Annotated in this window: 12 protein-coding genes; all 12 read left to right on the forward strand. The window is 72.1% G+C overall.

The genetic code is table 11. The features are described from left to right. Positions 1 to 111 precede the first annotated feature (111 nt). Complete coding sequence (gene murC / locus EJV46_RS15405; RefSeq protein WP_131549578.1) at positions 112 to 1566, forward strand: UDP-N-acetylmuramate--L-alanine ligase; 1455 nt, start codon at positions 112 to 114, stop codon at positions 1564 to 1566. Continuing rightward, positions 1563 to 2471, forward strand: a complete 909-nt coding sequence (gene murB, locus EJV46_RS15410; RefSeq protein WP_240782581.1) for a UDP-N-acetylmuramate dehydrogenase — start codon at positions 1563 to 1565, stop codon at positions 2469 to 2471. The genes murC and murB overlap by 4 nt, the downstream gene beginning before the upstream one ends. Beyond that, positions 2468 to 3427, forward strand: coding sequence for a D-alanine--D-alanine ligase (locus EJV46_RS15415; protein ID WP_131549579.1), 960 nt, complete (start codon positions 2468 to 2470; stop codon positions 3425 to 3427). The genes murB and EJV46_RS15415 overlap by 4 nt, the downstream gene beginning before the upstream one ends. After that, complete coding sequence (locus tag EJV46_RS15420; protein ID WP_131549580.1) at positions 3417 to 4316, forward strand: cell division protein FtsQ/DivIB; 900 nt, start codon at positions 3417 to 3419, stop codon at positions 4314 to 4316. Before EJV46_RS15415 ends, EJV46_RS15420 begins: the two co-directional genes overlap by 11 nt. Then, the gene (gene ftsA, locus EJV46_RS15425) at positions 4313 to 5620 is read left to right on the forward strand and encodes a cell division protein FtsA (RefSeq protein WP_131549581.1); all 1308 of its coding nucleotides are present in this window, start codon (positions 4313 to 4315) and stop codon (positions 5618 to 5620) included. Before EJV46_RS15420 ends, ftsA begins: the two co-directional genes overlap by 4 nt. Before the next feature lie 132 nt (positions 5621 to 5752). Next, complete coding sequence (gene ftsZ, locus EJV46_RS15430) at positions 5753 to 7291, forward strand: cell division protein FtsZ (RefSeq protein WP_131549582.1); 1539 nt, start codon at positions 5753 to 5755, stop codon at positions 7289 to 7291. Between the two features lie 303 nt (positions 7292 to 7594). Beyond that, complete coding sequence (lpxC, locus tag EJV46_RS15435) at positions 7595 to 8548, forward strand: UDP-3-O-acyl-N-acetylglucosamine deacetylase (RefSeq protein ID WP_370323091.1); 954 nt, start codon at positions 7595 to 7597, stop codon at positions 8546 to 8548. A 54-nt stretch (positions 8549 to 8602) separates the two neighbouring features. Continuing rightward, positions 8603 to 9454: an outer membrane protein assembly factor BamD gene (locus EJV46_RS15440; RefSeq protein WP_131549584.1), complete on the forward strand. Its 852-nt coding sequence runs from the start codon at positions 8603 to 8605 to the stop codon at positions 9452 to 9454. A gap of 98 nt (positions 9455 to 9552) precedes the next feature. Further along, the gene (recN, locus tag EJV46_RS15445) at positions 9553 to 11229 is read left to right on the forward strand and encodes a DNA repair protein RecN (RefSeq protein ID WP_131549585.1); all 1677 of its coding nucleotides are present in this window, start codon (positions 9553 to 9555) and stop codon (positions 11227 to 11229) included. Further along, on the forward strand, positions 11226 to 11693 hold the full coding sequence (locus EJV46_RS15450; RefSeq protein WP_131549586.1) for a GNAT family N-acetyltransferase: 468 nt from the start codon (positions 11226 to 11228) through the stop codon (positions 11691 to 11693). The genes recN and EJV46_RS15450 overlap by 4 nt, the downstream gene beginning before the upstream one ends. Further along, a complete protein-coding gene (ligA, locus tag EJV46_RS15455; RefSeq protein WP_131549587.1) occupies positions 11690 to 13840 on the forward strand; it encodes an NAD-dependent DNA ligase LigA in 2151 nt (716 codons plus the stop codon). The genes EJV46_RS15450 and ligA overlap by 4 nt, the downstream gene beginning before the upstream one ends. A gap of 26 nt (positions 13841 to 13866) precedes the next feature. Next, entirely contained in the window at positions 13867 to 14349 is a 483-nt protein-coding gene (locus tag EJV46_RS15460) for a CreA family protein (RefSeq protein WP_131549588.1), read from the forward strand. Positions 14350 to 14375 lie beyond the last annotated feature (26 nt).

The following is a 14375-nucleotide window of genomic DNA, read 5'->3' on the forward strand; positions in this document are numbered from 1 at the left end:
GCAGAGCGGCGAAAGGAAACGGCCGCTGATGCGCGCTCTCCCTCTCTCCATCGGGACGATCCACTTCGTCGGCATCGCCTGCCGCGGAGCGGCGAAAGGAAACGGCCGCTGATGCGCGCTCTCCCTCTCTCCATCGGGACGATCCATTTCGTCGGCATCGGCGGCATCGGCATGTCCGGGATCGCCGAGGTGCTCCACAACCTGGGCTATTCGGTCCAGGGCAGCGATCTCTCGGAAAGCGCCAACGTCGCCCGGCTGCGGGAGGCGGGAATCCGGGTCACCGTCGGCCATGCGGCGGAAAACCTGGGCATGGCGCAGGTCGTGGTCGTCAGCACCGCGGTGAAGAAGGACAATCCCGAGGTCCAGGCCGCCCGTGCGCGCCTGCTCCCCGTCGTGCGCCGCGCCGAGATGCTGGCCGAGCTGATGCGCCTGAAATGGGGCATCGCCGTCGGCGGCACCCATGGCAAGACCACCACCACCAGCCTCATCGCCTGCGTGCTGGAGCAGGCCAAGCTCGACCCCACCGTCATCAACGGCGGCATCATCAATGCCTATGGCACCAACACGCGCATGGGCACGGGCGAGTGGATGGTCGTCGAGGCCGACGAGAGCGACGGCAGCTTCCTGCGCCTGCCCGCCACGGTCGCCGTCGTCACCAACATGGATCCGGAGCACCTCGACCACTGGGGCACCGAGGAGGCCATGAAGGAAGGCTACGCCCAGTTCGTCGGCAATATTCCCTTCTACGGCTTCGCCGTCCTCTGCGCCGATCATCCGGGCGTGCAGGCCATGATTCCGAAGCTGGACCGCCGCCTCGTCACCTACGGCTTCTCGCCGCAGGCCGACGTGCGCGCCGAGAAGCTCCTCACCAACCGCATGGGCGCGAGCTTCGAGGTGACGGTGCAGGACCGCACCACGGGGCGCGCCCGCACGCTGCAGCCTTTCCGCCTCCCCATGCTCGGCCAGCACAATGTGCAGAACGCGCTGGCCGCCATCGCCGTCGGCGTCGAGATGGACGTGCCCGAGGATGTGATCCGCGCCGCGCTGGCCGGCTTCAAGGGCGTGAAGCGCCGCTTCACCCGGGTCGGCGAGACCGGGGGCGTCACCGTCATCGACGATTACGGCCACCACCCGGTGGAGATCGCGGCCGTGCTGAAGGCCGCCCGCCAGGCCGGCGCGCGCGACGTGATCGCGGTGGTGCAGCCGCATCGCTATTCGCGCCTCAGCCAGCTCTTCGCCGAGTTCTGCACCTGCATGAACGACGCCGGCACGGTGATCGTGGCCGATGTCTATGCCGCCGGCGAGGCGCCGATCGAGGGCATGGACAAGGACGGGCTGGTGGAGGGCCTGCGCGCGCGCGGCCATCGCAGCGTCGTGCCGCTGCCCGAGCCTTCCAGCCTGCCCGAGATGATCAACGCCATGGCCAAGCCCGGCGACTATGTGATCTGCCTCGGCGCCGGCAATATCACGAGCTGGGCGCATGCGCTGCCGGAGCAGCTGGCCGCGCTCCAGGCGCAGGGCGGCGGGCATGCCGGCGCGCGCGTGACGCCGCTGCGACGCGCATGAGCATGCGCGACGCCACCCCGCATCGCATGCCCGCCATCCGCGGACGCGTGGAGGCGGGCGCGAGCCTCGCGCCCTTCACCTGGTTCCGCGTGGGCGGGCCGGCGGCGTGGCTCGCGCGCCCGGCCGATGCCGAGGATCTGCTCGCCTTGCTCGCCGCCCTCGATCCGGCGACGCCGCTGACGGTGCTGGGCGCGGCCTCCAACCTCATCATCCGCGACGGCGGGCTGCCGGGCGTGACCCTGCGCCTGCCCGCGCGCGGCTTCGGCAGCGTGAGCATCGAGGCGGATGGCGTGGTCGCCGGCGCCGCGGCGCTGGACGCCACCGTCGCCGAGCACGCGGCGGCCGCCGGCCTCGCCGGGCTGGAATTCCTCTCCGGCATCCCCGGCAGCCTCGGCGGCGCCGTCGCCATGAATGCAGGCGCCTATGGGCGCGAGATCGTCGACGTCCTGGACTGGGCCGAGATCGCGACGCCCGCCGACCTCGTCCGCCTCGACGCGGCAGGGCTGCGGCTCGCCTATCGCCATGCCGAACTGCCGGCGCGCGGCGTCGTCACCCGCGCCCGCCTGCGCGCCGCGCCGGGCGATGCCGCGGCCATCGCCGGCCGGATGGCCGAGATCAGGGCTTCGCGCGAGGCCACCCAGCCCGTCCGCGCCCGCACCGGCGGCAGCACCTTCCGCAATCCGCCGGGCCAAAAGGCCTGGGCGCTGATCGACGCCGCCGGCTGTCGCGGCCTGCGACTCGGCGGGGCGCAGGTCAGCGAGAAGCACACCAACTTCCTGCTCAACGCCGGCGGCGCCACGGCCGCCGATCTCGAATCCCTGGGCGAGCAGGTCCGCGCCCGCGTGCTGGAGCATTCGGGCATCGACCTGCACTGGGAAATCAAGCGCATCGGAGTTCCGGCATGAACGCGTTCACCCCGAACAGCCGCGATCCGAAGGACACGCACGTGGCCGTGCTGCATGGCGGCATCTCGGCCGAGCGCGAGGTCAGCCTCGCCAGCGGCGTCCAGGTGATCGAGGCCCTGCGCCAGTTCGGCTACCAGGTCACGGCGATCGACGTGAGCGCCGACCTCGCCGCGACGATCGGCGCGCTCCGGGCCGCCGCGCCCGACGTGGTGTTCAACGCCCTGCACGGCCGCTTCGGCGAGGATGGCTGCATCCAGGGCGTGCTCGACTGGATGGGCCTGCCCTATACACATTCGGGCGTCCGCGCCTCGGCGCTCGCGATGGACAAGGTGGCCGCGAAGGCCGTCTTCCGCGCCGCCGGCCTGCCGGTGACGCCGCACAAGGTCGTCGAGATGGAGGAGCTGGAGGCCGAGGATCCCATGCCCCGCCCCTTCGTCGTGAAGCCCATCAACGAGGGCTCGTCGGTCGGCGTCCACATCCTGCGCTCAGGCGACAACCGCCGCGCCGAGATCGCCCGCAGCTGGCGCTTCGGCCACCAGGCGCTGGTCGAGGAATTCATCCCCGGCCGCGAGATCACGGTGGGCGTGATGGGCGACCGCGCGCTCGCCGTCACCGACATCCTGGCCGATGCCGGCGAGTTCTACGACTACGAGTCCAAATACGCCGAGGGCGGCTCGCGCCACGTCGTCCCGGCCGCCATCGATCCGGGCGTCTACCGGAAGGCCATGGAGGTCGCCGTCGCCGCGCATCAGGCGCTCGGCTGCCGCGGCGCCACGCGCTCCGACTTCCGCTACGACGACACCGGGGGGGAGCCCGGCCGCCTCATCCTGCTCGAGGTGAACACCCAGCCCGGCCTGACGCCGACCTCGCTGCTGCCCGAGCAGGCCGCGCATCAGGGCATCGGCTTCCCCGCGCTCTGCGCCTGGATGGTGGAGCAGGCCGCTCATGGCCCCTAAAGCCCTGAGGGGAGAGCCGGCCCGCACCCGCAACGCCGCCAAGCCGCCGAAGCGGCCCTCGGCGACGCGCCTCTGGTTCAAGCGCTGGCGCAACGCGCTGCGCGGCGTGGGCCTCGCCTCCGTGGCCCTGGTCGCGGTCGGCGCGCTCGCCATCGGCGTGGTCGCGCTCGACCCCGCCGCGCGGCTGCGCGACACGGCCGCGAGCCTGGCCGAGCTCGGCCGCGGCCCTGGCCTGTCGATCCAGGAGATCCGCATCGAAGGCCGCGAATTCTCGCCCCGCGAGGCCCTGCAGACCGCCATCGCCACCACCCCCGGCGAGGCCATGCTCGACTTCGACCCCGCCGCCGCCAAGGAGCGGCTGGAGCGCATCGCCTGGGTCGAGCACGCCCATGTCGAGCGCCGGCTTCCCGGCACCATCCTCATCCGCCTGGTCGAGCGCCGCGCCTTTGCCGTCTGGCAGCGCGACGGCCGCTTCGCCGTGATCGACCGCGAGGGCCGCATCATGGCGACCGACCGGCTCCAGGCCTTCGGGCCGCTGCCCCTGGTCGTCGGCACCGGCGCGGAGCGCGCGGCGGCGCCCATGATCGACCTGCTGCGCAGTTCCCCCGAGATCGCCGACCGCGTGCAGGCCATCGTGCGCGTCTCCGAGCGGCGCTGGAACCTGCGGCTGCAGAACGGCGCCGACGTGATGCTGCCCGAGGGCCATGAGGAGGCGGCGATCACCCGCCTCGCCGAGCTCCAGGCGCGCGAGAAGCTGCTGGACCGCCCCCTCGCCGCCGTGGACATGCGCCTGCCCGACCGCCTCGTGGTCCGCATGCAGCCGGGCGCGCCCGCCACGCCGGCGACCGCCAACCCCTCCTCCCCCTCTGCCCGGAGCCAGCGCGGATGAACGAGCTCGTTCGCTACACCCCGCCGCAGGCGGATGTGCCCAGCCGCGGCATCCGCCTCGGCAAGGCCCGCTCCGGCGCCTTCGGCGTGCTGGATATCGGCTCGACCAAGATCGTCTGCCTGATCGCCCGCATCGAGAGCGACGGCACGCCGCGCGCGCTGGGCTTCGGCTGGCAGAAGTCGCGCGGGGTGAAGGCCGGCTCCATCGTGGACATGGAGGAGGCCGAGCGCAGCATCCGCGCCGCCGTCGCCTCCGCCGAGGAGATGGCCGACACGCTGCTGAAGGGCGTGATCGTCAACCTGTCCTGCGGCCAGCCGGAGAGCCGGACGCACAATATCCTCTGGCAGGTCGCCGGCCGCCCCGTCACCGAGGCGGACCTGCGCGGCATCATGACCGAGGGCGTGCGCCGCACCGAGGCCGAGGGGCGCGAGGCCGTGCACTCCTTCCCGCTCGGCTTCCAGGTGGATGCGACGGGCGGCGTGGACGATCCGCGCAACATGGTCTGCGACACGCTGAGCGCGCGCCTGCACGTGCTGGACGCTGCCAGCCATGCGCTGTTCAACCTCGGCCAGTGCCTGCACCGCTGCGAACTGGAGGCCGAGGAGATGGTCTCCTCCCCCTTCGCGGCCGGCCTCGCCACCCTGGTGGACGACGAGCGCGAGCTGGGCGCCGTGGTGGTGGACATGGGCGGCGGCACGACGAGCCTCGCCGCCTTTGCCGACGGGCGGCTGATGCACACGGCCCAGCTTCCGGTGGGCGGCTGGCAGGTGACCAACGACCTGGCCCGGGTGCTCTCCACCCCCATCACCCATGCCGAACGGCTGAAGACCATGCATGGCAGCGTGCTGGAATCCGCCGAGGACCGCGGCGAGATGCTGCCCGTGCCCCTGGTCGGCGAGGATGACGACCAGATCGCCCGCATCCCGCGCGAGATGATCGTGCGCATCATCCGCCCCCGGCTGGAGGAGAGCTTCGAGCTGCTGCGCGACCGGCTGGAGGGCAGCGGCCTGCCGGCCGAGATGCGCCGGCGCATCGTGCTGACCGGCGGCGCCTCGCAGCTCATCGGCGCGCGGGAGCTCGCCCAGCGCGTGCTGGGGCGCGAGACCACGATCCGCCTCGGCCGCCCCCGTCTGGTGCGGGGCCTGCCGGAGACCGCCTCGGGCCCGGGCTTCTCCGGCGCCATCGGCCTGCTGGCCTGGGCGGCGGGCGAAGGGCGCCCCTTCATGGACTTCGCCGCCGGCCCGCCGGTGGCGCAGGGCGGCTGGATCCGCCGCAGCTTCGCCTGGCTGCGGGAAAGAATCTGACGTCTTGGGACGGTTGCAGGCCGAAATGACGGTTTTTCGACGACAAGGCTGTGGATAACGGGGACGACGCCCCGCGCGTGCAGACTCGAATCGCTTCCGGTGCTCTAAGCTGAGTTGAGGAGACCTCGCCACATGACCCTGAACCTGACGCTGCCGGTAACCCAGCACACGGATTTCTCGCCGCGCATCGCCGTCATCGGCGTGGGCGGCGGCGGAACCAACGCCGTCAACAACATGATCAACCTCGGTCTGGATGGGGTCGAGTTCATCGTCGCCAACACCGACGCCCAGGCGCTGGTGAACAGCCGCTCGGAGCGGCGCGTGCAGCTCGGCCCGCATTTGACGCAGGGCCTCGGCGCCGGGGCCAAGCCCGAGATCGGCCGCGCGGCGGCCGAGGAGGCCACCGACGAGCTGGCCCGCCATCTCGAGGGCTGCCACATGGTCTTCGTCACCGCCGGCATGGGCGGCGGCACGGGCACGGGCGCGGCGCCGGTCATCGCCCGCATGGCGCGCGAGCGCGGCATCCTGACGGTCGGCGTCGTCACCAAGCCCTTCGACTTCGAGGGGCCGAAGCGCAAGCGCAGCGCCGATCTCGGCCTTGAGGAGCTGCAGTCCTTCGTGGACACGCTGATCGTGATCCCGAACCAGAACCTCTTCCGCCTGGCGAACGAGCGCACGACCTTCGCCGAGGCCTTCAAGATGGCCGACAACGTCCTCTACATGGGCGTGCGCGGCGTGACCGACCTGATGGTCAATCCCGGCATCGTGAACCTCGACTTCGCCGATATCCGCACGATCATGGCGGAGATGGGCAAGGCCATGATGGGCACGGGCGAGGCCGAGGGCGAGGACCGCGCGGTGAAGGCCGCCGAGGCCGCCATCAGCAACCCGCTGCTGGAGGACACCTCCATGCGCGGCGCCAAGGGCGTGCTGATCAACATCACGGGCGGCCTCGATATGACGCTGTTCGAGGTGGACGAGGCCGCGATGCGCATCCGCCGCGAGGTGGACGAGGATGCCAACATCATCTTCGGCTCCTCCATCGACGAGAACATGAACGGCCGGGTCCGCGTCTCCGTGGTCGCGACGGGCATCGACCTCGCCTCGATGGGGGCCGTCATGAACACGACGGCGGCCGCGGCCGCGGCCGGTCCGCGCCTGGCCGTGGTGAACCCGCCGGTCGCCGCGGCGCCTGCCCCGGCCGCTCCGGCCCGCCCGGCGGCCGGCCCGCTCGGCGCGCCGACCCTTCCCGCCGCGCCGCGCCGTCCGGTCCAGGTCGGCGGCGCCGGCCTGCTGCGTCAGCCGGCCGCCACGGCCATGGCCCCGGCCCCCGCGCCCGAGCCGCAGCAATACGTCTATGCCGAGCAGATGCCGCAGCCGCAGATGGTGCAGCCTGCGCCGATGCCGGCCCCCATGCCGCCGCAGCCGCAGCTGCACCAGCCTTCCCTGCCGGAGCCGGGCCAGGTTGGGGGCCAGGGCGCCGGCTGGCGCGGGCTCTTCCGCAACGCGACGGGGCTGATGCGCCGCAATATGGAGCCCGAGGCGCCCGCCGCCCCACGCGCGGAGCCCTCGCTGGCCACCCAGCCAACGCGGCAGCCTCGGCCGGCCCAGCCGCAGCCGGACGAGATGGGCCTCGACATCCCCACCTTCCTCCGTCGCCAGAGCAACTGAGCGAACGGCCCTTCGGGCGTTCTGGATGACGGGCGGGGCCTTGCCCCGCCCGTTCTCGTTCGGGCGCCCGCGACGCCAGCCCGACCGCCCTGTCGGCCCAGGATGTCGAAGTCAATGAAGCGGCTCATGAAAAATCTGCACAATTTCGCCGTCTTTTCCGACATTTAAGGGGAAACATCAGGAAACATCGCTTGAGTGGCGCCGCAGTCCCCGCGCTGTCATTTTCCGCGTCACTGATCCGGGCGGAGGGGAGCCCCGGCCACACTCTTCGGGGGCTTTCTCTATATGGATGGTTTCGCACCTTTGACGCTCGGCCGCCGCCGCCGCCTCGCTTCCAGCATCAGCTGCAAGGGCATCGGGCTTCACTCCGGTCGCAACATCTCGCTGTCGCTGCACCCCGGCACCTCCGGCGCGGGCATCGTCTTCCACCGCAGCGATCTGAACGTCAGCATCCCCGCCCGCTACGACCATGTCTCGGAGACGCGCCTCTGCACGGGACTGACGCTGCCCGGCCATCCCGAGGCGCGCATCGGCACCGTCGAGCATGTGATGGCCGCCCTGGCCGCGGCCGGCGTGGACGACGCGGTCGTCGAGCTGGACGGCCCGGAGGTCCCCATCCTGGACGGCTCGGCCGATCCGTTCCTTTTCCTCATCGACTGCGCCGGCATCGCCGAGCACCTGGGCACCCGCCGCACCATCGAGGTGCTGAAGCCCGTCCGCGTCGAGGACGAGAACGGCGCCTGGGCCGAGCTGACCCCGACCGATGACCTCGCGCTGGACGCCGAGCTGACCATCGATTTCGGCGAGACCGCGATCGGCCGGCAGAGCTTGGCGCTGCGCGTCTCCTCGGACAGCTTCCGCGCGGAGCTGGCCAATGCCCGCACCTTCACGTTGGCCGAGGAGATCTCCCGCCTGCGGGCCGCCGGCCTCGCGCGCGGCGGCAGCCTGGACAATGCCATCGTCGTGGACGGCACGCTGATCGTGAACCCGGGCGGGCTACGCTGGCCGGACGAGTTCGTCCGCCACAAGCTGCTCGACGTCGTGGGCGACCTGGCGCTGGCCGGCGCGCCGATCGCCGGCCGCTTCACGGGCCATCGCTCCGGCCATGCCATCAACAACCAGCTGCTGCGCCGCCTGATGGCCGATCGCTCCGCCTGGCGCTATGCCGGCGGCCATGCGCTGGCCGATGCCGGCGCCAGCCCCGTCCGGCAGCCCGCCGTCCGGCAGGCCCCGGTCAGGCAACCGGTCGCGGCCTAGCAGACGCCGCCGGCCGCATGGTATAGAGCGGCCCGACTGGAGCCGAACTTGCCCATGCATCTGCTGACTCGCACTTCCCTTTTTCTCGCCCTTGCGCTGCCTGTGTCGGGCTGCGGCATCACGTCGTGGGACGGGACCATGGGCTCGCTGTTCGGGAGCTCCTCGGCGACCAGCGGCCTGGTCGACCGCTCGCCCGAGTCGCTCTATGCGGCCGGCATCGAGGCGATGCAGGCCCGCCGCTTCCAGCAGGCCGTCGAGCTCTTCGACACGCTGGAGCGCGAGCATCCCTATTCGACCTGGGCGACCAACGCCAAGATCATGGGCGCCTATGGCGACTACATGCGCAACCGCTACACCGAGGCCATCGGCGCGCTGGACCGCTTCATCCAGCTGCATCCGGCGCATCGCGACATCGCCTATGCCTACTACCTGCGGGCCCTCTCCTATTACGAGCAGATCTCCGACAGCCAGCGCGACCAGCGCGGCACCGAGCTCGCGTTGACCGCGCTGCAGGACGTGGCGAACCGCTTCCCCGATACGGCCTATGCCCGCGACGCCCGTCTCAAGATGGACCTCGCGCGCGACCACATGGCGGGCAAGGAGATGAACATCGGCCGCTTCTACCAGCGGCAGGGCCTCTTCGGCGCCGCCATCGGCCGCTTCCGCCGCGTCGTCGAGGAGTATCAGACGACCAACCACGTGCCCGAGGCGCTGCACCGGCTGACGGAGATCTATCTCCGCCTTGGCCTGCGCGACGAGGCGGCGCGATCGGCCTCCGTGCTCGGCCACAACTTTCCGGGCAGCCCCTGGTACCAGGACAGCTATGCGCTGCTGACGCCGGGCGCCCAGGCGTCGGTGGAGGACCGGCCGGGCCTGTTCCGGCGGGCCTGGGGCACCGTCTTCTGAAGACGGGAGCCGCGATCCATTTGGCGATTCCGCCGAAAGGGCCGCGCCCTAGGGCCGGGACGATTCCGCCACGCCGCGAGATGCTGTAGCGAGGAGGCATGCTGGCCTCCCTCTCCATCCGCGACGTGGTGCTGATCGAGCGGCTCGACCTGCAATTCGGGCCAAACCTCTCCGTGCTGACGGGCGAAACGGGCGCGGGAAAATCCATCCTGCTGGATTCGCTGGGGCTGGCGCTGGGCATGCGGGCCGAATCGGGGCTCGTGCGCGCCGGGCAGTCGCAGGCGAGCGTGGCGGCGATGTTCCAGCCCCCCGAGGCGCATCCGGCCTTCGCCATCCTCGCCGAGCAGGGGATCGAGGCCGAGGACGCGCTGGTGCTGCGCCGGGTCCTCTCGGCCGACGGCCGCTCGCGCGCCTTCGTGAACGACCAGCCGGTGGGCGTCACGCTGCTGCGGCGGCTCGCCGCCACGCTGGTCGAGGTCCAGGGCCAGCACGACCAGGTCGGCCTGGCCGATCCTTCGACGCATGCCGCCCTGATCGACGCCTTCGGCGCGCTGGACGGGCCGCGGGGCACGACGGCGGCGCGGTTCCGCGAATGGCGCGCCTCCGAATCGGCGCTGGCGGCGGCCGAGGAGGCCGTGGCCGCCGCGGTGCGCGACGAGGAATGGCTGCGCCACGCCGTGCAGGAACTGGACGAGCTCGCGCCCGAGGAGGGCGAGGAGGAGCGGCTGGCGCAGGAGCGCCAGGGCCTTCAGCAGGCCGAGCGCCGCAACGAGGCCATCGCCTCGGCCCTGGCCGAGCTGCAGCCGCGCGACCGGCGCTCGGCCCATCCAGGTTCCGCGCTGCGCAGCGCCGTCCGCGCCCTGGAGCGGCTGCCGCCGCCCAATGAAGCGGCGGGGCCGGCCCTGGCCGCGCTCAACGCCGCGCAGGATTCGCTGGCGGAGGCGGAACAGCTGCTGGAGCGCCTGGCGCTCGACGCCATGCCCGATCCTCGCCGGCTGGAGGTGCTGGAGGACCGGCTCTACGGCCTGCGCTCGGCGGCCCGGAAGCATGGGGTCGCCGTCATCGAGCTGCCGCAGCACCTGGCCGATCTGCGCGAGCGGCTTTCGGCCCTGGACGCCGGCACCGGCCGCGTCGCGGCGCTCCAGGCCGCGCGGCAGCAGGCCCGCGCCGCCTATGTCGCGGCCGCCAAAGCCCTCACCGAGGCGCGCCGCGCCGCCGCCGGCAAGCTGGAGCGCGCGCTGGCGAAGGAGCTGCCGCCGCTCAAGCTCGACCGCGCCCGCGTGGTGGTCGAGGTCGCGCCGCGCGAGGAATCCGCCTGGGGCGCGGACGGGATGGACCGCGTGACCCTGCTGGTCGCCACCAATCCCGGCCAGACGCCGGGGCAGCTGGTGAAGATTGCCTCGGGCGGCGAGCTGTCGCGGCTCATGCTGGCGCTGAAGGTGGTGCTGGCGCGCGGCTCGCCGGTGCCCACGCTGGTCTTCGACGAGGTGGATGCCGGCATCGGCGGCGCCACCGCCGCCGCCGTGGGCGAGCGGCTGGCGCGCGTGGCCGAGCGCCTCCAGGTGCTGGTGGTTACGCATTCGCCCCAGGTCGCGGCACGCGGCGCGCAGCACCTCCAGGTCGCCAAATCCGTGCGGGGCGCGGCGGCCGAGACCCGCGTGATCCCGCTGGATGCCGCCGCCCGCCGCGAGGAGATCGCCCGCATGCTGGCCGGCGAGGTGGTCACCGAGGCCGCGCGCGCCGCGGCCGCGAGCCTTCTGGAGGGCGCGGCGTGATCCGCCCCGCCCGCCCCCTGGACGCGGTCCCCTTCGCGGCGCTGCTCCGCGCCCTGAACGACGAGCCGGGCCTTCGGCCCGACCTCATCACGCCCGAAACCGTGCTCCGCGATCTCATCGAGGATCCCCGCGCCATCGTCCGGCTGGCCGAAGCGGCCGGCGCGCTTCAGGGCCTTGCCGTCGCCCATCCCTATTACGACAGCGCCGAGAGCCGCTGGGGCTTCATCCTGTCCGATCTCTACGTGGCACCCACGGCCCGCCGGCGAGGGCAGGGACGCGCACTTGTCGCCGCCCTGGCGGCCGAGGCCTCCGGCCAGGGGGGCCGCTTTCTCTGGTGGGACGCCGATCATGGGGACGAGCTGGCCCTCGCCTTCCATCGCGCTCTCCCGGCCGAGGAGGGCGCGACGCTCAACTTCCTGATCGCCGGTTCGGATTTCGAGCGCCTCGCGCGAGAGGCCGCATGAGCGCCAGCCTCCGCCCCCTCGCCCCGGAGGCGCTGACCGAGGCCCAGGCCGCGGAGGAGCTGGCCGCGCTGGCCGGCGAGATCGCGCATCACGACCGCGCCTATCACGAGAGGGACGCGCCCGAGGTCAGCGACGCCGAATACGACATGCTGGTGCGCCGGAACCGGGCGATCGAGGCGCTCTTTCCCGACCTGATCCGCGCGGACAGCCCCTCGAGGCGGGTCGGCGCCGCGCCGGCGGAGGGCTTCGCCAAGTCGCGCCACCTGGCGCCGATGCTCAGCCTCGACAACGCCTTCGCGCCCGAGGACTTTCTGGAATTCGCGGCGCGGATCCGGCGCTTCCTTTCGCTCCCGGCGGAAGAGCCGCTGCGCTTCGTCGCCGAGCCCAAGATCGACGGGCTCAGCGTGAACCTGCTCTACGAGCACGGCCGCTTCGTGAAGGGCGCCACGCGCGGCGACGGCGTCGAGGGCGAGGACATCACGCCCAACCTGCTGACCCTGAAGGATTTGCCGCGCGAGCTGCCCGCCCCCTTCCCGGAACTGATCGAGATCCGCGGCGAGGTCTTCATGGACCGGGCGGATTTCGTGAAGTTCCGCGCGGAGCAGGAGCAGGCGCTGGCCGAGCGCGAAGCCCGCAAGGCCAGCGGCGGCAAGCTCGGCCCCGCCGTCAATGTCCCGGTGAATCCCCGCAACGCGGCGGCCGGCTCGCTGCGGCAGCTCGACCCGACGATTACCGCATCGCGGCCGCTGAAGCTCTTCGCCTATGCCATGGGCCAGGCCAGCGCGATCCCCGCCGACACGCACGAGCACTGGCTCGACCTGCTGCGCCGCTGGGGCTTCTCCGTGAACCCGCTCTCCACGCCGGTCACCGAGGCGGCCGAATTCCAGCGCAAGATGGCGAGCGAGCGCGCGGCCCTGGCCTATGAGATCGACGGCGTCGTCTACAAGCTGGACCGGCTGGACTGGCAGGCCCGCCTCGGCTTCGTCGGCCGGGCGCCGCGCTGGGCCATCGCCTGGAAGTTCCCGGCCGAGCAGGCGCGCACCAGGCTGCTGGCCATCGAGATCCAGGTCGGCCGCACCGGCGCGCTGACGCCGCGCGCGGTGATGGCGCCGGTCTTCGTCGGCGGCGTCACCGTCACCCATGCGACGCTGCACAACGAGGACGAGATCGCCCGGAAGGACATCCGCATCGGCGACACGATCACCCTCCAGCGCGCGGGCGACGTCATCCCCCAGGTGGTGGGCGTGGTGGATGCCGACCGCCCCGACCGCGGCCCCCCCTATGCCTTCCCGACCCTCTGCCCCGCCTGCGGCAGCCACGCCGTGCGCGAGGGCGAGGACGTGGTGCGCCGCTGCACCGGCGGCCTGATCTGCCCGGCGCAGACGGTCGAGCGCCTCAAGCATTTCGCCAGCCGCGGTGCGATGGATATCGAGGGCCTCGGCGAGGAGAACATCCTCCTCCTGCACGAGGAGGGCCTGGTCAAAAGCCCCGCCGATATCTTCCGGCTCAAGGATCACGCCGCGCGGATGCGGCAGTGGGAGGGCTGGGGGAAAGGCGCCAAGGGCGAGGCGAAGAAGGTCTCGAACCTGCTCGCTGGCATCGAGGCCCGGCGGCGCGTGCCGCTGGAGCGTTTCCTCTTCGGCCTCGGCATCCGGCGGATCGGTGCGCAGAACGCCAAGCTGCTGGCGCGCCACTACCAGAGCATCGGCCATCTGCGCGCCCGCATGCTGGAGGCCCGCATCCTAGGCAGCGAGGCGCGCGAGGAGCTGGGCAGCATCCAGGGTATCGGGCCGGCGATCGCGACCGAGCTCGTCGAGTTCTTCGCCGAGACGCACAATCTCGATGCACTCGACGACCTGCTGCGCTACGTCACGCCGGAGGATGTCGCCGGTCTCGACGCCGGGGATTCCGCCTTTGCCGGCAAAGCCCTGGTCTTCACGGGCACGCTGGAGACCCTCTCCCGCGCCGAGGCCGAGGCCAGGGCCGAGGCGCTGGGGGCCAAGGTGACGAAGAGCGTCTCGAAGAAAACCGACTTCGTCGTGGTCGGCGCCGATGCCGGCTCCAAGGCCGCGAAGGCCGCCGAACTCGGCGTCCGCGTGCTCACCGAGGCGGAATTCCGCGAGTTGGCGGGCTTCCCTGCAACCTGAAGGCGGCGCGCGGCGCTGATCCCTGCATGAAGCGCCAACTTGTCCTCGCCGCCCTCCTCCTCGTCGCCGCCCCCGCCGCGGCCGACGACACCACCCGCGTCGGCCGGGTGAACACGGCCATCACCAATCTCGGCCTGACGCGCAGCCACCAGGTGGTGGTCGAACGCTTCACCGACCCCGAGATTCCCAATGTCGCCTGCTATGTCAGCCAGGCGCGGACGGGCGGGCTGGCCGGCATGGTGGGCGTGGCGGAGGATCCCTCGCGCTTCTCGCTCTCCTGCACGGCGACGGGCCCGATCGCCATCCCCGAGGGCGCCCGTCGCGGCGAGCGGGGCGAGCAGATCTGGGAGGCTTCCAGCAGCCTCTTCTTCAAGGAAACGCGCGTGCAGCGCTTCGTGGACGAGCAGGCGCAGGTGCTGGTCTACCTCGCCTGGAGCACGCGGCTCGTCGACGGCTCGCCCCACAACGCCGTCGCGACGGTCCCCTACGGCACGGCCGCCCCGCGCTGATCGGGCGCGACGGGCCCCTGGGCGCC

The organism is Roseococcus sp. SYP-B2431 (genome assembly GCF_004336745.1).
Lineage (GTDB): Bacteria > Pseudomonadota > Alphaproteobacteria > Acetobacterales > Acetobacteraceae > Roseococcus.